The following is a 21,737-nucleotide window of genomic DNA, read 5'->3' on the forward strand; positions in this document are numbered from 1 at the left end:
GTGTAATGAAAAAGTGTTCTCTGTACCGTCCCTTGGCTCTACTGGCAGTGACATGGCCGTTATCGGCGATGGCAGAAGACTGGCCCGCGCCGCTCCAGGCGCTAGAAAAGCAGGGCCTGACGATTCATGAGCGTTTCGAGGCGCCTGCCGGATTGACCGGTTACGCCGCGAGCGTCCAGGGCCGTGAGCTGGCTGCCTACGTCACCCAGGATGAAAAGTATGCCCTCGTCGGGACGCTGGTCGATGCGCAAGGCAACGACCTGACCACGGATCGGCTCTATGAACTGGTCAAGAAGCCTCAGGATGAAGAGCTATGGAAAAGCCTGGCCGACTCGGCCTGGATTGCCGACGGTGACGATGATGCCGAGCGAATCATCTATACATTCACCGATCCCAACTGCCCCTACTGCAAAAAGTTCTGGGATCAGACTCGCCCCTGGGTCGAGGCTGGCAAGGTTCAGATGCGCCATATCATGGTCGGTATCCTCAAGCAGGACAGCCCTATCAAGGCGCTATCGCTGCTGGCCACCGATGACCCTGCCGCAGCACTGGCTGCCCATCAGCGCGGCAATGAGATCTCGATCTTCGAGGAGTATCCGCGGGATTACGAGGATGCTTTGGCCGAAAACCATCAGTTGATGCAATCCTTGGGACTTGGGGCGACCCCGAGCACGCTCTATCAACACGATGGCAAATTGTCCGTGATGCAGGGCGTACCGCCCGCTGACATGCTGGAAACCATCATGGGCTCGCCAGCTCCCTGACCCAGGGCAGCCAGCCGGCTGGCTGCCCTATGCCTCAACGAACGGAGAGGAACTGACTATTCGACCGAGCCCGGGTTGGCGCCGTAGTTGTCATGATCGCCAAGACGCTGGCCCTCGATAACGTCGCTGTAATAGCCGGAGTGCTGATGGAAGGGATGGACGGTGGTTTCCAAGGACTCCATACCACGACGACGCGGATCCTGAGGGCGTTCATGACTGTTGATGAAGGCGGCGATATCCCAGGCATCCTCGTCGCTCAGCGAATAGGGCTTGCCCAAGGGCATGTTGGCCTTGATGAAAGCTGCTGCCGTATTTACCCGGTGCATGCCGGCTCCCCAGTTATAGGCCCCATCGCCCCACAGCGGCGGAAAGACCTGACGGTCGCCGACCTTCTGACCGGCTCCGTCAGGGCCATGGCAGACGGCACATTACTCGGCATGGGCGCTCTGGATCGTAGCCGCCCAGAGGTGTTTCCAGCTTGGCATAGCCGCGACCGGGCATGGCCTGGTTGACGGGGGCGCCGGTGGCTAGCCAATGGAAGTAGGTTTCCAGCGCCACCAGCGGCTCGCTACCGGTCTCGGGGGAATACCGTTCATGGAATACGTGAAACACCCTTGGATACGCTCGGCCAGGGTGTTCACCTTGTCGTTCTTGCCCCGGTAGGCCGGATACATGCCGAAGGCGGCCCACTTGGGCGCCGAATTGACCATGCGCCCGGCGTCCAGGTGGCAATTGCTGCAGTTCTGCTCGTTGAATACATGGATGCCGCGTAATTGCTGAGTATCTACGAAAAGCTCGCGCTCTTGCGTACCATGTCGCCATACTGGTTGTCGGGAATCGTGCTCTCCAGCGGTGGCTGAAAGACGGCATCCCCGGAGGGGGCCGGAGGCAACGGCACCTGATAATCCCGTTCGGGTTGCGCGTCCTGCGCGCCAACCGACAGGGTGACGTTGGCCAGCATGACGCCCATGGCCAGTCGAAAAGACTTGGGTAGATTCTTCATGGCGTCTCCTCCTGACCGGCAGCGGCGTGTGAAGACAGCTGTTCGGGCAATGTTGCGTAGTAGGCGGTAATCAGGCCGAACTGTTCTTCGCTGAGGCGTTCGGCGATGCCTTGCATCAGGCCGTTGGGATCGTTGCTTCGGGTGCCGTTGCGCCAGGCGTTGAGCTGGGCCGCCATATAACTGGCGTGTTGGCCGGCCAAGGGAGGGAAGATGTCGCGCACGCCTTGACCATTGGGGCCATGGCACTGGTTGCAGGCGGGGATGGTGTTTTCCCAGTCGCCACGCTCGGCAAGCCATTCTGCCGTATTCTCGGGTGCTGCCGCCTGATACGCCGTCGGCAGGTTCGGCCCTTCCAGGCTGGCGTAATACGCCGAGACTGCCTGGATATCCTCGTCACTCAGCGCCAAGGCGAACGGTTGCATCATTGGGTTCTGGCGTGTGCCATCACGGTAGCTGCGTAGTTGATGGCTGAGATAGTCAGCTGGCAGGCCCGCCAGCCGAGGAAAGCCGACGGCGGCGTTGCCTTCGCCTTGCGGGCCATGACAGCTCAGGCAGGCTACCGCGCCTTGGCCGTTGCCTTGTTGTGAGATTGCCTGGCCTTGCTGAATGGCATCGGTCCAAGCGGGTAGGGTGGCGCATGTGCCCCACACCACGAGCAGGCTCGATAGCTGCCTGGTTCTCCTGTTCGTCTTCGTGCTCCGGTCGTTGTCCCGTCATGGCTGGCAATGCCGCCCGGGATGTTTGTGGTCATTGATGGGGCGCTATGGGAACGCCCCATGTCACATCAGGTCGATCACTCCACTGACGTGTTTCTTCCACTATGGGAAACCAAAGCTGCGCCACGAGACCCTGGGGCGCGTTGTGCGCGAAGCTCAGCCGGCCCGAGAAACGTTCGGCAATGGCCGAAACGATCGCCAGGCCCAGACCGCTGCCATGCCCTGTGCCGTGACGCCAGAAACGCTCGGCCAGCTTTGGCAGGTCTCGATCATCTACCCCAGGTCCCTGGTCCTTGATTTCGATAGTCAGACCCGAGCCGGACTGGCTGAAGGACACATGGACCGAGCCTGGATCGGGGCTGAAACGACGAGCGTTCTCCAGCAAGTTACGTAGTGCCATGACAACCAGCTCATGAGGTACCGGCAAATAGAAGGTCTCGCTAGGCCAGGTGATGGAGAATGTGGCTTGTGCGTCCTCGCCCAGCATGAGAAGGGCTTCTAGGGCGGCGCTTCGAGCCAGGCAATTGGCCTGCCAGGAATCATCGAGGCCGTTTTCCAGGCGTGCCAGCATCAGTAGTTGTTCCAAGGTGCCTTGTAGTCGGGAAACCCCTTTCTCCGCCTGGGCCAAGGCAAATCGTGACGCCTCGCCATGCTGACGGCTGGCGACTTGCAAGTGGGTCTTGATGGCTGTCAGCGGGGTGCGAAGCTCATGGGCGGCATCATTGGTAAAGCGTTGTTCGCGTACGAAGGCCTGTTGCACGCGGCTCAGCAGGGCATTTAGCGTCGCAACCAGCGGGCGCAGCTCGGATGGAAGATCAGGGACCTCGATCGGTGACAGGACCTCCGGGTGACGTTGGGCCAGAGCTTGCTTCAGACGAGAAAGCGGACGAAGCCCGCGTAGAATGCCTAGCCATAGCGCCGCCAGGCTGCCGATCAGGGCAAAAAGGAAAGGGATGATGGCGACCATCAACACATCGTTCAACAGGATGTTGCGCTCATCGACGCGGTCAGCCGTCGTGATAGTCAGGCTGTTACGCTGATATGTAAAAACGCGCCACTTGACGCCTTCAACGGTGCGATAGCTATGCCCAGGCTGGCGAGGTGTCAGTACCCCACCCAAGTCCGTGTGGGTCTGGGCAATGATTTCGCCGCTAGGGGAATTGACCTGGCAGGCCAACCCCTCGATAGGAGGGATGGAGAGGCGATGGGGTTCGGCCTGTTGCCAGACCTCAGCTGGTAATTGCGAGACCAGTCCGGCGACCATGCGCGCGGACTGCGCCAAGCGTTGATCCAAGGTATGTTCGATTTGTCGGTGCAGATCTCGGAGCAACCAGACGGCGGTCACTCCCCAAAGCAGAGTCAGGGTAATGCCCAAGGTCCAGAGCAGGCGTTTGCGTAGGCTCACCCGTCTGTTCCTACCGTGTTTCTGCGTAGCTCGACCGAGTCGGGACTGCCAAGCCGAAACCCCAAACCACGGACGGTCTCGATAATGCCTTTGCCCAGTTTTCTGCGCAGATGGAAAATATGCACGTTAAGCGCATTGCTTTCTACGTCTTCGCTCAATCCATACAGTTGATCCTTGAGATGATCGACCGTGAGTATGGTTCGGGGGGATTGGAGAAAGGCTTCCAGTAGAGTCACCTCTCGTCGCTGCAAGGGAACGTGGTGGCCTGCTACGGTAACCTCTCGCGCTAGTGGGTCGAAGCATAACGGGCCGTGCTCGACCAGTGGCCGCGCCCGGCCCGCGGCTCGGCGAATCAGCGCATGTAACCGGGCCACTAACTCATCCAGGTCGAAGGGTTTGAGAAGATAATCATCGGCGCCACCCTGAAGACCGGCGACCCGATCGCAGACTGCGTCGCGAGCTGTAAGAATCAGGATGGGGGTAATAACCCCCGATGAACGCCACTCTTTCAGCAGCCCCATGCCGTCACCATCGGGAAGGCCGAGATCCAGAATGGCGACATCGCTGGAAACGGAAGCCATCGCCATGCGTGCCTCAACAAACGTCGAGGCTTGGTCAACCACGAAGTCATGGGATTCGAGCCCCGCCTGGATGCCCGATGCCACTAGGTCATCGTCTTCGATCAATAGAACATGCATATGGGCTTCCTTTGAATAAGACGACTATCGCCTCGCTACATTAAGTCAGCATTAATTCGCGCTTTGCACAGCGACTGGGTAGGCTACTACGGCAAAGTGAAGAAAGACTCTTTATCACAGCGAGAGGCGGGACTTGCGAGACACTTGTGCCGGCCCGAAATTTCACTATCGTTGTGGCAATCGCGCCGGTGGCCGGAGCCTATGCCTCGCGTTTGCCTCGCTGCGTCCTGCCGGTAGATCTGGACCTGCTACGCGCGTCTGCGCCACGCGAGCCTGTTGCTCACTATCGTCCAGATGATGATCAATTCGGCCGTCTCGACGGCATCGTCCACGTCATGGGGCAGCCCAGCCCAATCAGACCAGTCGTTTCATTTCGGATATCCGGAATAAATGGTTGATGTTACTAACCAGCTTCACGCTTTCTAAGTGTGAAATGGGCATAAAGGAACTGCTGAGCTTGCCCTCCCGGCGTTCGGTGCTCTTCGAGATTGCTGCTGATCAGGTCGAAGTGGGGCCCTAAATGCTCGCATAGCGATTGAGGATCGTGGCGGACTACTTCCAGCCCACTGCACTGACGAGGCCCTTCTGGCCCGAAGATAGCCATTATAAGATGTCCATTGGGAGCTAGGCTGCGTAGCGCTTGACGGACATAGGCAGCACGTTGTTTTGGCTCGACGAGGAAGTGGAAGACAGCACGGTCATGCCAGACGGTATAACGCTGTTCGGGAAGGATCGCCTGGGTGATATCCTCCACGAGCCACTCCACTGTGTTGGCAACAGCTCCTAAGCGCTGCTGTGCTACTTTGATCGCCTTATGTGATATGTCCAGAACGCTGACATGCTGATAACCGAGCATTAGCAGATCATCAACCAACGTAGACTCACCGCCGCCCACATCAATGATAGCGGCGCTTCGATCCGATGCTGCCTCTTCGATGAGCTTAACCGACTCCTCAAGATGCGGACGATACCAACTTACTTCATCCGGTGCCTTCTCACCGTACACAGCTTCCCAGTGAGTCTTGGCTGACATAGCTTCCTCATATAGGGCAGACTGCCTTCGACTTGACTGATTAGGACCACCGTGAGCTACACGGGCGCTTTATCAAGCTATCGGAAGTTAGAGCAATAGGGGGCTCGATCAACCAGTTAATCTGGCACCCATAAATTTGAGCCACCACACCAGTCCCGATCCCCGCGCCATTCCGCCGCTTGTCGTATTGTGTATTGCTTAGTCCTCAATAAATTCAGAGTGTTCCTCGCAAGCAAAAACAAGGCTGACGCTGCTGTGAGTTGCTCAATCCAATTTGGATGGGTCTGTCGCACACCCGTAACCTGGCAGAAGTCCAGTATGGCTTTCGAGGCTGAACAGACATCTATCCCGGCATAGCAGGGACGAGAACACTTAGTCACGATTACCTTTAAGTTGTCTTAAGCGATAACCTTGTACGCTGCAAAGATTGCGGCAACAAGCAAGGAGCGGCACCCATTAACAATGACTGACGAGCTTGGTAACCTTTATTGAGACGCGTCCTGTTGGAGTTGCTTGCGTTGTTCCTCGGTCAGGATATTCTGCATCTCATTGTGCATCCGAACCTTGTCGGCCATCGATTCACCTTGAAGCTCGGCCATGCGGGTATAAAGCTTTTTTATCTGTTCGGGATCGGAACTCTGCTTTTGCATTTCAGCCATCATCTCATCGCGCAGGTCCATGGTTTCTCTCATGCGCTCAAATTGCGCAGCGCGATATTTCTTCCTGATTTCGCGCATACTTCTTTGCTGCTCCTCGTCCAGCAGCGATTGCATGCCACCCATACTGCCGATCATTGGGCAGGGCATCATGCTTCCCTGGCCGCCCATCATGCCCTGGCCGCCCATCATGCCCTGGCCACCCATCATGCCCTGGCCGCCGCTCATCATTCCTTGGTCACCATCCGCCGACTGTTGCGCCTGAACCGAGCTGACAGCGAGACCGAGAGATGAAGCAAGTAGTAGTGAATGCCATAGTTTGCTCACGATGCATCTCCTTCCATTCAGTATGTTGAGTCAGGTAACGGCCATACGGCGCAAATACCCCGTTTTCGACAGGCTAGGAAAGCTTCGGGACGCTTGCCATGATTTCTGGCAGGCGGGAGCTGTTTAGTTTTCTTCGCCCCAGTGCCGTGCTCCATGCGTTAAGCCAGGGTGACCTCCCTATCAATGGCTACCTGAGAACCGCTTTGCCAGCCACCACCCGCCGATCATCGCCAGTAGCATGGCTATGAGGGGAGCGGTCAGCCCAGCGAAAGAGGCGAACGCCGGTCCGGGGCAATAGCCGGACAATCCCCAACCGACGCCGAACAGTGCCGCCCCGCCAATCAGCCTTGCATCCAGATCGCGCCGAGTGGGCAGCTGGAAGGCCTGAGCAAACAGCGGTTGCGAGCGACGCAATACAAGCCGATAACCGATGAAGGTCGTGACCACGGCGCCACCCAGGACAAACATTAGCGTCGGATCCCAGTCGCCAAAGATATCCAGAAAGTTGAGGACCCGTGTTGGGTCGGTCATGCCGCCGATCGCCAGCCCCAACCCGAACAGCAACCCGGCGAGATAACCCATCAGTGTTTTCATGTTCACCCCCCTAATAAATGGCGCATGATAAAGACGGTCGCCATGGCAACTCCCAGGAAAGTCAGGGTGGCGACCAGCGAGCGGGGGGATAGCCGGGCCAAGCCACACACACCATGACCACTGGTACAACCACTGCCGATGCCTGTACCAACGCCGACCAGGAGGCCCGCGATCACCATTAACCCAACACCGCCCGCCGGTGCGCCGATGACCTCGTCAGGGGCATCAGCAACATTGCCTAGTTCCCCACCCAGCAGTATGAGCACCATAGGCCCGCTAACCAGGCCCAGCAAGAAAGCCAGCCGCCAGGCTGAATCACCCCGGGGCCGCTCCAGCAGTAGCCCTGAGAGAATGCCACTGACACCGGAAATGCGTCCTAGTGACCCCATCAGCCAGACGGCAGACAGGCCGATAAGGATGCCGCCCAGTAACCCTGAAAGACTTGCCCCTATATCCACGTGTCGCTCCATGAAACCATTAGCTTTTTGAAAAATGGTGAATGATCCTGTTTGGCATCGCGTGTTTGCCAACCTCGGGTGTGCTCAACTCGGCAGGTCTTGCCCCGTGCAGGGCGTACCAGGCGTCGAACGTGCTCAGGTACACCTCGCCACTGAGGTTGCGTAGAAAGGCCGTGTTCTGCAGTCGATCCATCACCGGACCCTTGACTTCACTAAGGTGCAATTCAACATCTGCATCACGCAGGCGAGCGTTGACCGCCTCCAGGCTATCGAGTGCCGAAGCGTCAACCAGGTTGACGGCTTGGCAGGCCAGGACCAGGTGACGTAATTTCGGCTGGTTAGCAGCCAACTCGAGAACGGTGTCTTCCAGATAGCGGGAGTTGGCAAAGTAAAGACTTTCATCGATACGTAGAATTGCCAGTCGCTCATCAACTTCAACACGGTGGCGTTCAATGTTCCGGAAATGCTCGCTTTCAGGAACTCGTCCGACCAGTGCCGTATGAGGGCGGCTGGTACGGTACAGATGAATGATCAACGACAAGCCCACCCCCGCCAGAATTCCACTTTCTACGCCGTAGAACAGCGTAATCAGGATGGTTGCCAGCATGGCCATAAAGTCATTGCGAGAATACGCCCAGGTTCGCCTGATAGCACTGAGGTCAATGAGCGTCACAACGGCGACGATGATCGTTGCTGCCAGCGTCGCCAAGGGAAGGTAGGCAATTAATGGTGTCAGGGTTAGGCTGGCCAGGGCAATCCCCGCTGCAGTAAATGCACCGGCTGCTGGCGTTTCGGCTCCGGCATCGTAGTTGACTACCGAGCGCGAGAAGCCACCGGTGACGGGCATGCCACCGGTCACTGACGCCGCCAGGTTAGAAGCACCTAGACCGATGAGTTCCTGGTCGGGATCGATCCGCTGACGGCGTTTTGCCGCCAAGGTCTGGCCCACCGACACCGATTCGACAAAGCCCACGATACTGATCAGCAACGCTCCGACAAACAAGTCCCGCCAGACAGCAAGGTCCATGTTGGGCAGAGCGATGGGCGGCAGACTGGCGGGAACCTGTCCCACCACGGCCACACCTTGCTGGTTGAGCTGGAGTGCCCAAGTCAGGCCGACCGTGACGGCGACAGCCAGGATCGGTGCGGCTTTGGTCAACAGTTTGGCTGGCCGGTCAGGTATGCCTAACCTGGCCAGCCCAGATCTTAGCCAGCGTCGTGCCGCGTATAAGAACAGCAGAGTGCCTGCACCGAGTGAAAGAGTTCGCCAGTGCACATTCGGTAGATTACTGATGAGCCCATGTGTCAGATCGAGGAGGGTATGTCCTGAGGCTTCGATACCTAGCAGGTGCTTTAGCTGACTGGCTGCAATAATGATTGCCGACGCCGTCATGAACCCCGAAATCACGGGATGGCTTAAAAAATTGGCCAGCAGGCCCAGGCGGGCAATTCCCATCACAACGAGAATTAGCCCCGATAGCATGGCTAGTACCAGTACGACGCCCTGATAAGCCAAGTCACCTTGGCCCGCCACTTGCCCCGCCACCGTCGCTGTCATTAACGCAATGATCGCCACCGGCCCCACTGACAGCGTCCGGCTAGTGCCGAAGACCGCATAGACCAGCAGCGGAGCAATACTGGCGTAAAGGCCGACCTGAGCAGGCAGGCCCGCCAGCATGGCATAGGCCAGCGACTGCGGAATGAGCAGGACGGTAACGATCAGCGCGGCAAGCAGGTCATTGACCAACGTGTCACGCCCGTAACCAGGCAGCCACTGCATAATGGGGAGATAGCGGCGCAGACGTGACATGCTGTTTAGCGTCCTGACTTCGCCTGGTTTGCCTGCTGCTCGAGACGCTCACGTAGGGGCTCCAGATCGTAGCCGGCGGATTGGGCAGCCTCGATGAGCTCCGGAACGGGGCGATGCGCTGCTTGTGACAGAGCCCAAAGATGCGCAACGCGCTTGCCCGAACGGCAGAAGCCAAGAACGGGGCTAGGGGAACTATTCAATACGTGGGCGAAGCTCTCGATATCAGCTTGGGAATATTCACCCGGCTTGACCGGAACTTCATGCCAGGCCATGCCCAAAGATTCCGCCTTGGCTTTCAGAGCATCAGGATCCGGCTGGTCTTCGCTTTCGCCCCGTGGCCGGTTGGAGAGGATCGTGCCAAACCCCTGAGAAGCAAGCTGCTCAAGCTCACTGATTTGGGGCTGCGCAGTTACGCTCAATCGGTCATCAAGTGGTTTGATATCCATGATTTCCTCACTTCGCTCAATTAGTTGCGTGCTTCATCCCAAGCGGCGCCGGGTAGCGCATCAAGCGGGATCTTAAGATAACGCCGGCCGTTAGCCTCCGGTTCCGGCAAGTCGCCGCCACGAATGTTGACCTGTAGGGACGGCAGGATCAGCTTCGGCATGGGCAACCCAGCATCCCGTTCGTTGCGCATGGCCACGTAGCCTTCGAGGGTCTGACCGTTACAGAGGTGGATGTTGGTCTCGCGCTGGCAGCGTACGGTGCTTTCCCACTCCGGTTCGCGACCGCCGGGCATGTAATCATGCCCCGTAAAAAGCCGGGTATCGTCTGGTAGCGCTAGAATGGCTTGGATGGAGTCCCAAAGCTTGTGCGCATTGCCCCCGGGAAAGTCGGCACGTGCCGTCCCGCCGTCAGGCTGGAACAATGTGTCGTGAACAAAGGCGGCGTCCCCTACCACATATGTGATCGAGGCCAGTGTGTGCCCCGGTGAGAACATTACGCGGCCCTCGATCTCCCCGACTCTGAACGTGTCATCTTCGCTGAACAGGTGATCCCACTGACGGCCATCAGCCGGAAAGTCAGGCCAGTGATAGAGGTCTTTCCACAGCGCCTGGACTTTCGTGACATAGCTTCCAATTGCCGTGGGTGCTCCGGTCTTTTCTTTCAGGTACTGCGCCGCTGAGAAATGGTCGGCATGAGGATGGGTGTCGAGAATCCACTCCACCTCTAATTGCTGAGTTGCCACGTAGTCCAGTAGCTCGTCGGCATGGTGCGTTGCGGTGGCTCCAGACTTTTCATCAAAGTCCAGAACCGGGTCGATGATCGCACAGCGTCGGGTCGTTGGGTCGCTGACCACATACTGCACACTTGAAGTTCGTGTTTCATAGAAGCCAGCCACGTCTGGCTTGCCAGGTGAGTGTCGAAAGGTTTGCATGAGTCCTCTTCAGAAGCTTTGATTTGGTTACTAGGATAGCTAAAAAAAGAATAAGGTGAAGCCTCTTGGACCAAGCGACACAAATCATCAAGAGAATTTACTGAATCGCCACCTACCGCTTCAGACGGTTTGGTGGAGTGGGGCACTATTACTGCCGCAGGCACAGCTACAGTGAGGCCAAAAGACGAAGCGAGGCATGGATTGGGGACAACAAGGTGTTGGTATAACGACGCACGAATAATGGTTTTGGAGCCGCCGATATCGCATGGGCCTTCTAACCCATGAGGGCGATCCTCGGCTTCGGGTTGGAGTCGTTTCTGTACGTGCCGGTGTACGCGGGGAATGTGCTCAGCACGATCAACTTCCTACGCGACTTGCCCGTCTTCGACGAGGTGGCGACAACTACTGGCCAGATCCATGCAGCCGCACTCGCTTCCAAGGGCGAGATTTCCTGAGCATCACCGGGGGGTGATTTTCAAGGATGACACTGTTCTCTAAACCTAACTGTGTGGTCCCGAAGAGTAATGGTTTGGATCGTCATAAAACCTTTCGTGCTTTTTCTGCCATAGCTCAAGAATTAATCCAATTGGTGTTTTGCCCTTGCGCGCCCTAAGTGGCCGGGCACTGTTATAGGTCTATAGGTAATTATTCAGGTGAGACTGAAGCTGACTCAGAGAGGTGTAATGGAATGCTCGGGTTGTTGCATCCTTGATGGTGCGGTTCATCCGTTCCACCTGTTCGTTGGTCCTAGGGGGGAAGGGCTTCATCAGCCGATGCTCGATGCCGTGGCGGTAACAGGCGACATCGAAGGTATGCGGCTTGTAAGCCTCTGTCCCGGCCTTCTTTGCGAACTGCACTCCATTGCCTGTCTGCACCGTATGGACGTGGTAAGGCAGGGCCTGCAGCGTGTCTTCGAGAAAGTCGGCGGCGATTTGCTTCGTCATTTGTCGATACAGCTGGGTATGAACGAACTTGGAGGTGCGGTCCACGGAGACGAACAGATAGGCCTTGCTCTCACCTGTGCGGACTTCACTGATATCCATGTGCAGGTACCCGACCGGGTAACGCGTGAACGGCTTTTGCTCGCGTTTCTGGTCGCCAGCCCTTGGCAACTGACTGATGCCGTGACGCTGGTAGAGCCGATGCAGGCTTGAGCGGGTTAGTGAGAGAATTTCTCACTGAAGCGCACGAAGGCAGTCATCGAGGGGGAACAGGGTCTTCTGCCGAAAGGTCGGCAGCGGCTTCCTCCAGGCGTCAGCGACGTGGAGCGAGGGGCCCTGGGGCCCTCCGGGTGTCTTGTAGGGTATCGCGGTTGCGCCACTTGCTTACGGTCTTGGGGTTGATGCCGTAGCGGCGGCTCAGCGTCGCGGCCGACTCCGTCAATCGCTGGATTTCTGCTCGGATGGGGTGCGTGGTCGTGGCGCGTTTATGAAAAATCTATGCCTATGTAGCGCCTCGTGTGGAATCCTATGGAATCAAGACGCCGGTAGGTTCGATGGATCAGGCAAGAAATCGCAAGGGTGGCAGTCAAGTGCACCAGCGATCCGGTAGAGCTTCTGTATGGTCAGGTTGACCTCTCCCCGCTCGATTCGACCCATATAGCTTCTATCAATCTCACAAAGCAGCGATAGCTTGTCCTGCGATATCCGTCGACTCTTCCGGATTTGGCGAATGTTCTGTCCCAATGCAGTCGCAAGCGGATCCATAGTTGCCTCGTGATTTCAAGGCGAAACTATGCTGCGTTGCGGTCTTAACGGCCACGGACTATAATCCGCATTTTGCGATCGCTATGGCTTTCCCATCTCAGGTGCTGCATGAAATCTCGACCCTTTCCGCTCGATCAGCGCCTTCACGACCTGCTTATGCAGGAGGGTTACGCTGCCTTCACCATCCCACAGCTGCGAGATGCTTACGCGGAGCAGATCAGGGAATTCAAATTCGATATCAAGGACTTGAGAAGATACCTATACGGCTATATCAATCGCATGATCCGAAGTGGCTGGGTTGAGCGGGACGCTGAGCGGCGTGCGCATGGTCAGGTATACCACATGCGGGAGAAGCCTAAAGGACTGAGAGTCAAACTGATCTCTCCGGGCTTTGAAGCTAAGCTTTATATCAACGAGCCGAAAGCCACACATGCCTTGTCTTCAGGCAGGCAGAAAAATTCAATTAAGCAAGATCCCAACCCGGTTGCAGGCCTTGCAGCTCAATGCAAGGAAACCCAGCTGGATATGCTAAGTAGCTTGGGCGAGGCGGAGAAATATAAGAGCCTGATGGTGGAACTGCCCCAGATCGCTGACGCGTTGGAAGCGGAATACCTCGATGCTCGTCATCGCAGCTCTCGTCTCTTGGGACAGCTTCGTGCTCTGGAAAAAACGCTGCAGACCCTGCAAGGGAATGGCACATGAAGCTACGCCAGTGGCAAAGCCGCTGTATTGATCAGGCCGTACTGCAACTGAGTCCGCAGTCTCCCCATTTTTTCTGCCAGGCTACACCAGCAGCGGGCAAGACGCGCATGGCTGCCGGGTTGGCGTTGGCCTTACTCAAGGCTGGCCGAATCGACTTGGTGATCTGTTTTGCTCCTTCTCGACAAATCGTTGCAGGGATCCAGAGCACCTTTGCTGATGTGCTGGGCAGGCGGCTGGATGGAGCCATAGGTGCCGTCGGAGCAACCTATACCTACCAGGCCATGCCATTTCTTGATGCTTCATTCTGGCAATTGCTTGATCAGTACCGGGTATTAGCAGTCTTTGTTGAAATCCATCACTGCGCAGGTGGTGATCCTGTAATAAGCAACCGATGGGGGCAGGAGATCCTCCAGCGGGTGCAGGATCGAGCGACCTATACACTAGCATTGTCCGGAACGCCTTGGCGCTCTGATGAGCGTTGTATTGCTCTGGCCCGCTATTCAGATCCACATGGGACGCTGGTTTGCGATTATAGCTATGGGCTGGAGGCGGCCGTCAGGGATGGCGCTTGTCGGTCGCCTCGGATTGTGTTGCTGGATAATCAGCAGGTCAGACTGGAGCTGCAGGAGAGTCAGGCCAGGGAAACGAAAGAGTTTGGCAGTGTGGGCTGCCTGTTGCGTGAGTCTCCGGTCACCTATGAGGATTTGTTGCACCATGAAGATATCATGGTGCGGCTACTGAATCTTGCGTTAAAAAAGCTGACAGAGGTTCGAAGCCACGTAGCCGATGCGGGCGGGCTGGTAGTGGCCACGGATGTTGAACATGCACACCTCATCGCCAGCTATCTAGCAAGAATGGGGGAGGACAGCATGATCGTTACTTACCGGTCGCCTGATGCCCAGAAACGTATCGAAATCTTCCGCCATGGCAAGACAAAATGGATTATCTCGGTTGGCATGATCAGCGAGGGGACCGACATCCCACGTTTGCAGGTATGCTGCTATCTGAGTCGCATCAGGACAGAAATGTATTTTCGTCAAGTTCTGGGGCGGATTTTAAGAAGGCGGCAAGACAATGATAACCATGCTTGGTTATATGCGCTTGCCGAGCCGATGATAAAACGCTTTGCAAAAAGAATAGCAGACGATTTGCCAAGTGATTTGGCGGTGCTGTCCAAAGTAAAAGAAGAAAAATACAAGCCGGAAGAAAATCCAGGTCAGGCTAACCATGAAGCTTCCCATCAGCTGCGTTACAGCTCACGTTTAGAGGGGGAGAGGCATGAGAAAAATGGAGAGGCGTCCTCCAGCCCTTCAGTGGTGTGGATGGAGGTGTACTTCTCTCAGCAGTACCGGCAGCAACTGTTGGCGGTTTACTGAAAGGTGATGGTTAAAGGATTACTGTGTTGATCAATAACAAGGGATAGGCATGGAAGACATGCAATTACTGGTTAGGCCAAAGCCATTCCTTGACGAGTCATTAGAGAGTTATTTGCTGCGCTTGGCTGAAGCCAATTTCATTGAATCGTATCGATTGTTGAGTGGAGCCGTCAAGGAGTGGTTGCTAGAGCAGGACCATGAGGCAGGCGGGGCCTTTCCATTGGATTTGGCAACTGCGAATATTTGGCATGCACGTCAGAGCAGTAGCTTTCGTATTCGTGCATTTTCACTCTTAGAGAAGCTAACAGATAACGAAGACCTTCCGCTATTAGCGCTCTCTCTGAGGCATTCAGCCGCAGATTTCTGCGGAGGTTATCGTGCATTGGCACGAGGCGGCGTTCATATCCCACGCTGCTTTATACGGAAGTCGACTATTCCTGTTTGTCCTCTTTGCCTTTCCGAAAATATCTATATTCCACAGGCATGGCATTATCAAGCCTACACCGCATGTGTAAGGCATGGAGTAAAACTGATAGATAAATGCCCGAGCTGTGGCGAGTCATTGTCGTATCTTGAAAGCGAAATGATAGGGAGTTGTCGATGCGGATACGATTTGTCTCTAGCGCAAACTATTCAGGCGGATGAAAAAAACATATTGCTTGGCAAGTTAATTACCTGCGAAGAAACCGAGTTCCCTGGTCCATTAGGATACATGTCATCTATCTCTATAAGAAATGCTGCGTTGCTTTATTATTGCATCATAAGCTCAGTAAACGTGGAGGACGAGCTAGAGGTATATGAGTCGCTTCTGTTGGCCATGGATTTTTATGCAAGCTGGCCGTTTCGGTTCAAAGAAATTCTTTCTGAAAGCTTTGATAAAGCCAATGAAATACTGATAAGGCCATATAACAAAACGCCCATATCGTTTGCCATAGGATCATGCTTGCCAGCATCGACAATGATAAAAGGAATGAGGCAAGAAGAAAACTTTATTTTAAGCGAGCTGTTTGGCTGTTTAAAGAACATCGTAGAAAACAATCCCAAGTCAAGGGTAGGCAATCGTGGCGATATGCTGCTAACGATTGTAGAAGCCGCCGTGCTGTTACGGACAACCCACGAGCAAATTTACCTGCTCTTGGAAAGCGGATACCTCAAGGCTGCTGGCCGCATCAAAATACACCAAAAAGTTTCGCCACATGAGCCTACTTTTTATCTTCGCCAGGTGGTTGAACTAGCAGAATCCCGAATGCCGTCTGATTTTGGTGTCGTTGCCACCTACCTTCCTCACCGGTGAAAAAATGCATATTAATGACATCCTTAATATTCAAGACGTGAGGGAGCGCTCAGATTCGCTCAGAAAGTGCTTTTGTCCTTATAGTGAGTTAGTCGATGTAACGGGGAGCGAAGCGTCTGCTGTAATCGTTTTGATAAACTTGTCGGTGAAGAAAGGAATCGTAGAAGACCTTTCCAGCAGGAAATCAGCGCAACAGTTACTGGCTGACAAAAAGCACCTGCTGTCCTGCATTAGAGAAATAGGTTGGCAGCATAGCCACAACCTCAAGCATCCAGACGCAAGGGTTTCTGGTGGACGAATAATGGTGAATCCACCGCTTAACTATGCAGGATATATATCATCCAATGCTTTGGAAAAAGAGTTTGGATGGTCCCATGATTCCAAAACCTACAATACTGCAAAAATGTTCTGCGCAGCCTTTCTATGGAATGGGTGCGTAAATAACCTGTCAATGCTTCTTAGCGAAGGATACACGGTATGGCGAGATGCTGTACGGTCCCTTGGGTTGAAAGGAAAAAAATTTGAAGAGTTGGTAGGCGCTATTAATAAGTGCATTGCATATCCTTTACTTCCTAATGAGGTAAGCCAGTTTTCCCCTCAGGTACGCTTCTTTTATCAAGGAGATTACGTGGCGGTAACGCCAGTAGTTTCTCATGCCATGATGGTCTATATTCAACGGCTTGTAAGAAGAAAAGTATGTTCCTCTGTTGGGTTAGGCTTTCCCCGTCCTGCGTCTATTGGTGACTTGGCAGGGTCTGTGGGAGGGCACATCAATGCATTGTACTATCCCCCTCGCCTCAAAAGGCAAGCTAATGGTGGCCTATCAGAGGCAAGGGTTCATGCCATAATGCAAGGTAAGCACTTTTTCTATAAAAGTTGCCTCTCTGATGATGGTTTTCTAGCTGCATGTGAGGTTCTGGTAAATGCGAAGCGCTTTTCAACTGATCGGGTAAGGCGACAAGAGAAGAGGCATGCAGCTTCTAAGATAAAAAGCACGTTGAGAGAATGGTTGTCCCCAGCTTACGAATGGCGAGAAATTTTCAAAGGAAAAATTGAAGGTTCTTCCTTTAAGCTGTTAGATAGCCTCGAATGGCGAATCTCCTCACTAGAAGGCAATCCACCGCCGGCCCTTGTGCGAGAATTGAATATTGTCCTAAATGACCAACTGGGTAGCTATTCTAAAGCAAGGCGGTTTGCATACCATCATGAGTTGATGATGCCTTTCAAGGCAATCCTGAGGGGCAGTTTAAAGGCGAGTGGCTTTAGAGAGGAACTGGTATCCAAGTCGAACTGGGACGAAGGTGGTCGTGGCTTATATATTTATCTGAAAAACATCCAAGTTTACGATGCTTTGGCAATGGCCAACCCTTACCTCTGCGGGATCCCTTCTTTAACTGCCTTGTGGGGACTAACCAAAGAATACGAAATTAAATTAAAAGCACTGTCACATACCTCTTTGAAATTTGATGGGGTGGCATGGTTTCTGCGTGAGTATCAGGAACGGGGTGACATAAAGATTCCTGCCCCAACCAAGCTGGCAAGGGAGCCCGGCAGGCTGATGCGGTCCGGGCTGCTGCCTGCTCGGTTCTGTGACATGGTGATGGATGTAGTCATTCGAGTAAGTGATCCTGACATTGAGCTAGCGGCGATTGAGCCTCACCTGTTACAGGCAGCATGCCCGGGTCGATTTGCAGGAGGCGTGTTGCATCCCCCCGGGCTGCGAGACGAACGTCATTGGTGTCAGGTAGCGGAGGGTAATGGTTTATTTAAGCAGTTGCGGCGATTACCGCGTAGTGGGCGCTGGGTAACTCCTGGATCTATGCAGTCTGACAGCCTGTTTGAAACTTTAGAACTGTGTAATAAATTCAGTGATTTAAGGCCTGTATCGGCAGGGTATGCATTGCTAGAAGATCCCATTGGGCGGGCGGGAAGCGTGATGGAACAACATGCTTTTGCTGAGTCACTGATTAGCCTGGCACATCTGGTCTCGCCGATCGTATATCGTTGGGAAGGGTGGAAGGCGTTTACGCAGCAGGCGTTTTGGGGGATGCGTCCAGAAAACCGCGCTATGCTGATGTCAAAAGCCTAGGAGTAGACTGTGTGATCGAACTCGCTAGAAACCTTAGCTATCGCAGATCGTTGTCACCAGGAAAAGCCGTCTTTTTTTATAAAACGAAGGATAGCGAGTTTGAGCCGCTGGAGGCTGAGAGCAGCCGGTTGCGTGGTGTCAAGGCCTCGTTTTCTGAAGCCTATGACGGAGAAGGCAAAACCAAAAATGATGATGCAGTAGGAAAGCTGCCATTTGGCAATCCGATCTTCATCGAATCCTGTTTTGTGCCTCCGCTAATTGAACACATGTATTGTCGTTTTTCCCTCCGTGCTGAGTCAAATGTAATGCAGCCTCTGGTGTGCAGCGATTTAGCATTAGCAGACCACCTTAAGGCTTTGGCGATACAATATCGAGATTCGGGTGGATTCGATGAGTTGGCTAGACGTTATTCCAAAAATCTTATGCGTGGGACTTGGTTGTGGCATAATCAACGTGCGAGAGACATAGAGATTTCAATAAGCGTGTCGGACTATGACGATGTTTTAACCGTCAGTAATCTTAAGCAGCAAGGCAATGACCCCTTGTGTTGGGATGAAAATTCTCAGGCGGTGCACAGAATCCTTTCTTCTGGGATGAGTCGTGCCTTTTATGATCCTCAAAAATATTGGTTTGCAGATATCACAGCTAAAGTTAGAGTTGAATTTTGCCAAGAAATATTTCCTAGCCAAGTTTTCGTAGATAAGGAGGGGTTAAAAGATAGCCCCACTAAGCAGTTTGCTAAAGTGGCAACTAGTGATGGGCGTGCAGCAGTATGTTTTACCTCGAAAAAAGTTGGCGCCGCCCTGCAGATGATCGATAATTGGTGGGAAGAAGGCGCTGAAAAACTGCTTAGGGTAAGCGAGTATGGTGCTGATAGAGAGTTTCTGATTGCTAGAAGAAACCCCTCCACGGGAAAAGATTTCTACTCAATTTTATATGATTCTGAAAATTTATTGAAAGATTCTGTAGAGAATGAGATCTGTCCCGATTACCATTATCTTATGGCAGTGCTTACCAAGGGTGGCATGTTTCAGAAGGGTAAATAAAGCTAAGGCGGGGGTTTATGTCGATATACTACTTTTCAGTTCACTACCTGCCTGCTAATCCAGATGTTAGGCTGTTATCAGGACGCTGTATTACAGCGCTTCACTACTACCTCTTAAATAACGAGCCTTATAATGTAGGGGTTTCATTTCCGTCATGGACAGATGAGACCATGGGTGAAGAAATAGCGTTTGTGTGCGAGGCGCGGAAGAAGCTTGAGGAATTCAGAAGGTGCAAATACTTTGCCGTAATGGAGCGGGAAAGATTGTTTGCTGTAACTGATGTCAACGTAGTTAACGAGCAGCAAGCCGCCGAGGCTAGATTTGTACGCAATCAAGAGGTCAAAAAAGCTTTTCCTGGTGAGATGCGTAGACGCCTCGTAAGGGCTAAGAAAAGAGCTGAAGAACGCGGGGAGATATTTGATCCCAGAAAGCTAGCTAAACCAAGAGAGTTTGGTTTTTTTCATTCGTCATTCTTGGGGAGTAGTAGTACAGGTCAGTCATTTTTATTGCATATTCAAAGAGAGATAGTTGTTTCTTCCCGACGAGCGGAATATGGTAGCAAGTTGTTTAACTCATATGGTCTTGCCACTACGCAAACCTATCGTGGCTCAGTGCCCGTAAGATTATACAGCTAGCGTGGAAAGTGGATGAGTGCCAGTGCCCTTTTTATTTTGATACCTATATTTCCTTAGTTTTCAATTGGTTACAGCATCGCCAAGAAAGAGAGTTAAAAGGCGAGTTGAGAGCTAAGAGATTGATAGCTATTCTTTTATTTGAGCTTAGCTCTAGTGCACTGCCGCATAGGCAGCCAAAAAGGCGTACCGATCGATCGCCATGAAACGGTTACGTGTGAACTGCCGCATAGGCAGCCAAAAATACTCACTTGATAGTCATATCTGGACTTCACGTATGAACTGCCGTAAGGCAGCTTAAACCCTCACTGCTCAGTGAGGGTTTTTTGTAAACTTACTAAAATGACTAGAGCCTACTGCTACCTAGTAGAAAATTATGCAACGTTATGCTGCATTTTTATGCAAGTTTATGTTGAAATTCCACCTATAACTTTCTGATTTTTAAAACACAGCTATGCAGCTTTATGCTGCAAACGACACGCGCCTGACCATGCCTCGACGCTGGCGAATGGTGACTTGGCCATGGTGGAGCGCCGCCGGGGCGGCTGTCGGATATGCATGGCTAGCCGGTCTCGAGCCACCAGCCATGCGCGCCATGATCATGACGCTGGTTGGGCTGTGGGTCGCCAGCGGTCGACATGCACCGGGGCCATGGCAGGGGTGGTGGCTGGCATTGGCAATCGTACTGCTGATCGATCCGCTCGCGTTGTGGCGTCCGGGATTGTGGCTCTCCTTCATCGCCGTAGGGTTGTTGATTCTGGCCTGGCAGGGGCGGCCGAGGCCGCACGGAGCGGGGGCCTGGCTGAGGGCATTGCTGCGGACTCAATGCGTGCTGGCGCCGCTGATGGCGGCTGCTGTGCTGATTGCGTTCGATCGTCTGGCGCCGGTGGCTCCGCTGGTCAATCTCGTTGCGGTGCCGTTGGTAGGCAGTGTCATGGTGCCGCTGGGCCTTACAGGCTGGTTGCTAGCCTGGTGGCCTCCCTTGGCGGAAATCTGCTGGATTCTGTTTGGTTGGCTGGCGCAAGGTGTCCATGAACTATTATCGGCTGCGGTAAACGTAGCGCCGCTATGGCAGCCGGCGCCCTGGCAAACGTTGCCGCTGGCGCTGTTGCTAGCTTTCCTGGCGTTGCTCTGGGTCTTGCCGGGGCTAAGCATGGCGCCACGTTGGGTAGGCAGTGCCATGCTAACCTTGCTCGGGATGGCTGTGGTGCCTCCAAGCCTACCTGAAGGCCGCCTGAGCGTGCGTCTATACGACGTCGGCCAAGGACAGTTGATCGAGTTGCGGACCTCCCGGCATCGCCTGCTTTATGACACCGGGCCGCGCTTCGGTTCCGGATTCATGCCGCTGTCTACCCTCTGGCCGGCTGGGCAGCACTTCGATGGTGTCATCGTAAGCCATGCTGACACGGATCATGCCGGAGGTATTGACGCCTTGCGCCACGATCACGCTGTGGCTCGCTGGTGGTCACCGGGGGTCGAATCGCTGAATGTACCTGTCACGCCGTGTCGTGCCGGGCAACGATGGCAGTGGGATGAGGTCGAGTTTCGCTTCCTCTGGCCGTTGGCTGATCCGGCGGCGTTACCGGACAATGATCGATCCTGTGTGCTGCTGGTGAGCGCCGGCGAACAGCGTCTACTCATCATGGGGGATACCGGCACCGACGTGGAAGCGGCCTTGCTCGCCCGGGTGACTGACGAAGTGGATGTGTTGGTGGCTGGGCATCACGGCAGCCGCACCAGCTCCTCGCTTGCCTGGGTGACTGCCACACGCCCATCGGCAGTGCTGTTCAGTGCTGGGCGCGGCAATCGGCACGGTCACCCTCACGCCGAGGTCGTCAGGCGCTTTCACCGGACCGGTGGCTGCCTGTGGAACACTGCCCATGACGGGGCGTTGACGTTCATGCTTGGCGGGCCACATGGCTTCCAGGTAATTCCACAACGATCGCCTCCCGGCCTGGGGGGCGGTGTCGATCCTGCCTGCCATGCGATAGAATCGCTACCTTGAAGGCCGGTCACAATGGTTGACGCTGTAGTGCAGGCTGGATCGACT

At 54.4% G+C, this 21,737-nt stretch carries 21 protein-coding genes and 2 pseudogenes; 8 read left to right on the forward strand and 15 right to left on the reverse strand.

The window, feature by feature from the left end; translation table 11 throughout:
- Positions 1 to 5: 5 nt before the first annotated feature.
- Positions 6 to 764, forward strand: coding sequence for a thiol:disulfide interchange protein DsbG (dsbG, locus tag F568_RS0107380; protein ID WP_019018079.1), 759 nt, complete (start codon positions 6 to 8; stop codon positions 762 to 764).
- 56 nt (positions 765 to 820) lie between these two features.
- On the opposite strand, the pseudogene F568_RS25385 reads toward dsbG, so the two are convergent.
- From F568_RS25385 to F568_RS0107460, 15 genes and pseudogenes are all read right to left on the reverse strand, one after another.
- Positions 821 to 1,132: pseudogene (locus F568_RS25385) on the reverse strand (c-type cytochrome); the annotation flags it as partial.
- A gap of 37 nt (positions 1,133 to 1,169) precedes the next feature.
- A complete protein-coding gene (locus F568_RS25390) occupies positions 1,170 to 1,376 on the reverse strand; it encodes a hypothetical protein (RefSeq protein WP_026300392.1) in 207 nt (68 codons plus the stop codon).
- 172 nt (positions 1,377 to 1,548) lie between these two features.
- The gene (locus tag F568_RS25395; RefSeq protein ID WP_019018081.1) at positions 1,549 to 1,767 is read right to left on the reverse strand and encodes a hypothetical protein; all 219 of its coding nucleotides are present in this window, start codon (positions 1,765 to 1,767) and stop codon (positions 1,549 to 1,551) included.
- A complete protein-coding gene (locus F568_RS0107400) occupies positions 1,764 to 2,420 on the reverse strand; it encodes a c-type cytochrome (RefSeq protein WP_211213430.1) in 657 nt (218 codons plus the stop codon). Before F568_RS0107400 ends, F568_RS25395 begins: the two co-directional genes overlap by 4 nt.
- A 94-nt stretch (positions 2,421 to 2,514) precedes the next feature.
- Positions 2,515 to 3,888, reverse strand: coding sequence for an ATP-binding protein (locus F568_RS0107405; protein ID WP_019018083.1), 1,374 nt, complete (start codon positions 3,886 to 3,888; stop codon positions 2,515 to 2,517).
- Positions 3,885 to 4,586, reverse strand: coding sequence for a response regulator transcription factor (locus tag F568_RS0107410; protein ID WP_019018084.1), 702 nt, complete (start codon positions 4,584 to 4,586; stop codon positions 3,885 to 3,887). The genes F568_RS0107405 and F568_RS0107410 overlap by 4 nt, the downstream gene beginning before the upstream one ends.
- A gap of 403 nt (positions 4,587 to 4,989) precedes the next feature.
- The gene (locus tag F568_RS0107415; RefSeq protein WP_019018085.1) at positions 4,990 to 5,619 is read right to left on the reverse strand and encodes a class I SAM-dependent methyltransferase; all 630 of its coding nucleotides are present in this window, start codon (positions 5,617 to 5,619) and stop codon (positions 4,990 to 4,992) included.
- 485 nt (positions 5,620 to 6,104) lie between these two features.
- Positions 6,105 to 6,602 (reverse strand): Spy/CpxP family protein refolding chaperone, encoded by a 498-nt coding sequence (locus tag F568_RS23840; RefSeq protein ID WP_019018086.1) that lies wholly within the window; start codon positions 6,600 to 6,602, stop codon positions 6,105 to 6,107.
- A 180-nt stretch (positions 6,603 to 6,782) separates the two neighbouring features.
- A complete protein-coding gene (locus F568_RS0107425) occupies positions 6,783 to 7,196 on the reverse strand; it encodes a DUF6691 family protein (RefSeq protein ID WP_026300393.1) in 414 nt (137 codons plus the stop codon).
- 2 nt (positions 7,197 to 7,198) lie between these two features.
- On the reverse strand, positions 7,199 to 7,654 hold the full coding sequence (locus F568_RS0107430; protein WP_019018088.1) for a YeeE/YedE family protein: 456 nt from the start codon (positions 7,652 to 7,654) through the stop codon (positions 7,199 to 7,201).
- 19 nt (positions 7,655 to 7,673) lie between these two features.
- Positions 7,674 to 9,464: a SulP family inorganic anion transporter gene (locus F568_RS0107435; protein WP_019018089.1), complete on the reverse strand. Its 1,791-nt coding sequence runs from the start codon at positions 9,462 to 9,464 to the stop codon at positions 7,674 to 7,676.
- A gap of 5 nt (positions 9,465 to 9,469) precedes the next feature.
- Positions 9,470 to 9,910 carry a protein tyrosine phosphatase family protein gene (locus F568_RS0107440; RefSeq protein WP_019018090.1) on the reverse strand — a complete coding sequence of 147 codons (441 nt, stop codon included), beginning with the start codon at positions 9,908 to 9,910 and terminating at the stop codon, positions 9,470 to 9,472.
- Positions 9,911 to 9,930: 20 nt separating this feature from the next.
- Complete coding sequence (locus F568_RS0107445) at positions 9,931 to 10,842, reverse strand: MBL fold metallo-hydrolase (protein WP_019018091.1); 912 nt, start codon at positions 10,840 to 10,842, stop codon at positions 9,931 to 9,933.
- A gap of 500 nt (positions 10,843 to 11,342) precedes the next feature.
- Positions 11,343 to 12,279, reverse strand: a pseudogene (locus tag F568_RS26320) (integrase core domain-containing protein).
- 38 nt (positions 12,280 to 12,317) lie between these two features.
- Positions 12,318 to 12,548, reverse strand: a complete 231-nt coding sequence (locus tag F568_RS0107460) for a helix-turn-helix domain-containing protein (protein ID WP_019018094.1) — start codon at positions 12,546 to 12,548, stop codon at positions 12,318 to 12,320.
- Between the two features lie 108 nt (positions 12,549 to 12,656).
- Between F568_RS0107460 and F568_RS0107465 the strand changes: the two genes are divergently transcribed.
- The 7 genes from F568_RS0107465 to F568_RS22465 all read left to right on the forward strand — a co-directional run bounded on the left by F568_RS0107465 (position 12,657) and on the right by F568_RS22465 (position 21,692).
- Positions 12,657 to 13,250 carry a VspR family transcription factor gene (locus F568_RS0107465; RefSeq protein WP_019018095.1) on the forward strand — a complete coding sequence of 198 codons (594 nt, stop codon included), beginning with the start codon at positions 12,657 to 12,659 and terminating at the stop codon, positions 13,248 to 13,250.
- Positions 13,247 to 14,626 carry a DEAD/DEAH box helicase gene (locus F568_RS0107470; protein WP_019018096.1) on the forward strand — a complete coding sequence of 460 codons (1,380 nt, stop codon included), beginning with the start codon at positions 13,247 to 13,249 and terminating at the stop codon, positions 14,624 to 14,626. The genes F568_RS0107465 and F568_RS0107470 overlap by 4 nt, the downstream gene beginning before the upstream one ends.
- 49 nt (positions 14,627 to 14,675) lie before the next feature.
- On the forward strand, positions 14,676 to 15,920 hold the full coding sequence (locus tag F568_RS24305; protein ID WP_083932995.1) for a TniQ family protein: 1,245 nt from the start codon (positions 14,676 to 14,678) through the stop codon (positions 15,918 to 15,920).
- 4 nt (positions 15,921 to 15,924) lie between these two features.
- A complete protein-coding gene (locus F568_RS24875; RefSeq protein WP_156817375.1) occupies positions 15,925 to 18,009 on the forward strand; it encodes a type I-F CRISPR-associated protein Csy2 in 2,085 nt (694 codons plus the stop codon).
- A gap of 11 nt (positions 18,010 to 18,020) precedes the next feature.
- The gene (csy3, locus tag F568_RS0107485) at positions 18,021 to 19,055 is read left to right on the forward strand and encodes a type I-F CRISPR-associated protein Csy3 (RefSeq protein ID WP_019018099.1); all 1,035 of its coding nucleotides are present in this window, start codon (positions 18,021 to 18,023) and stop codon (positions 19,053 to 19,055) included.
- A 17-nt stretch (positions 19,056 to 19,072) separates the two neighbouring features.
- On the forward strand, positions 19,073 to 19,690 hold the full coding sequence (cas6f, locus tag F568_RS24310) for a type I-F CRISPR-associated endoribonuclease Cas6/Csy4 (RefSeq protein WP_083932997.1): 618 nt from the start codon (positions 19,073 to 19,075) through the stop codon (positions 19,688 to 19,690).
- A 487-nt stretch (positions 19,691 to 20,177) separates the two neighbouring features.
- Positions 20,178 to 21,692: a DNA internalization-related competence protein ComEC/Rec2 gene (locus F568_RS22465; RefSeq protein WP_229804155.1), complete on the forward strand. Its 1,515-nt coding sequence runs from the start codon at positions 20,178 to 20,180 to the stop codon at positions 21,690 to 21,692.
- The last annotated feature ends 45 nt before the right edge of the window (positions 21,693 to 21,737 follow it).

It is taken from the genome of Modicisalibacter luteus DSM 23508 (assembly GCF_000378505.1).
In the GTDB taxonomy this organism is placed as follows: Bacteria; Pseudomonadota; Gammaproteobacteria; order Pseudomonadales; family Halomonadaceae; genus Modicisalibacter; species Modicisalibacter luteus.

Bases quoted from the DNA above. Each gene is read 5' to 3' on its own strand.
- dsbG (WP_019018079.1), top strand. From the start codon at position 6: ATGAAAAAGTGTTCTCTGTACCGTCCCTTGGCTCTACTGGCAGTGACA.
- F568_RS25395 (WP_019018081.1), bottom strand. From the start codon at position 1,767: ATGAAGAATCTACCCAAGTCTTTTCGACTGGCCATGGGCGTCATGCTG.
- F568_RS0107410 (WP_019018084.1), bottom strand. From the start codon at position 4,586: ATGCATGTTCTATTGATCGAAGACGATGACCTAGTGGCATCGGGCATC.
- F568_RS0107415 (WP_019018085.1), bottom strand. From the start codon at position 5,619: ATGTCAGCCAAGACTCACTGGGAAGCTGTGTACGGTGAGAAGGCACCG.
- F568_RS0107425 (WP_026300393.1), bottom strand. From the start codon at position 7,196: ATGAAAACACTGATGGGTTATCTCGCCGGGTTGCTGTTCGGGTTGGGG.
- F568_RS0107435 (WP_019018089.1), bottom strand. From the start codon at position 9,464: ATGTCACGTCTGCGCCGCTATCTCCCCATTATGCAGTGGCTGCCTGGT.
- F568_RS0107440 (WP_019018090.1), bottom strand. From the start codon at position 9,910: ATGGATATCAAACCACTTGATGACCGATTGAGCGTAACTGCGCAGCCC.
- F568_RS0107445 (WP_019018091.1), bottom strand. From the start codon at position 10,842: ATGCAAACCTTTCGACACTCACCTGGCAAGCCAGACGTGGCTGGCTTC.
- F568_RS0107460 (WP_019018094.1), bottom strand. From the start codon at position 12,548: ATGGATCCGCTTGCGACTGCATTGGGACAGAACATTCGCCAAATCCGG.
- F568_RS0107465 (WP_019018095.1), top strand. From the start codon at position 12,657: ATGAAATCTCGACCCTTTCCGCTCGATCAGCGCCTTCACGACCTGCTT.
- F568_RS0107470 (WP_019018096.1), top strand. From the start codon at position 13,247: ATGAAGCTACGCCAGTGGCAAAGCCGCTGTATTGATCAGGCCGTACTG.
- F568_RS24305 (WP_083932995.1), top strand. From the start codon at position 14,676: ATGGAAGACATGCAATTACTGGTTAGGCCAAAGCCATTCCTTGACGAG.
- F568_RS24875 (WP_156817375.1), top strand. From the start codon at position 15,925: ATGCATATTAATGACATCCTTAATATTCAAGACGTGAGGGAGCGCTCA.
- cas6f (WP_083932997.1), top strand. From the start codon at position 19,073: ATGTCGATATACTACTTTTCAGTTCACTACCTGCCTGCTAATCCAGAT.
- F568_RS22465 (WP_229804155.1), top strand. From the start codon at position 20,178: ATGCCTCGACGCTGGCGAATGGTGACTTGGCCATGGTGGAGCGCCGCC.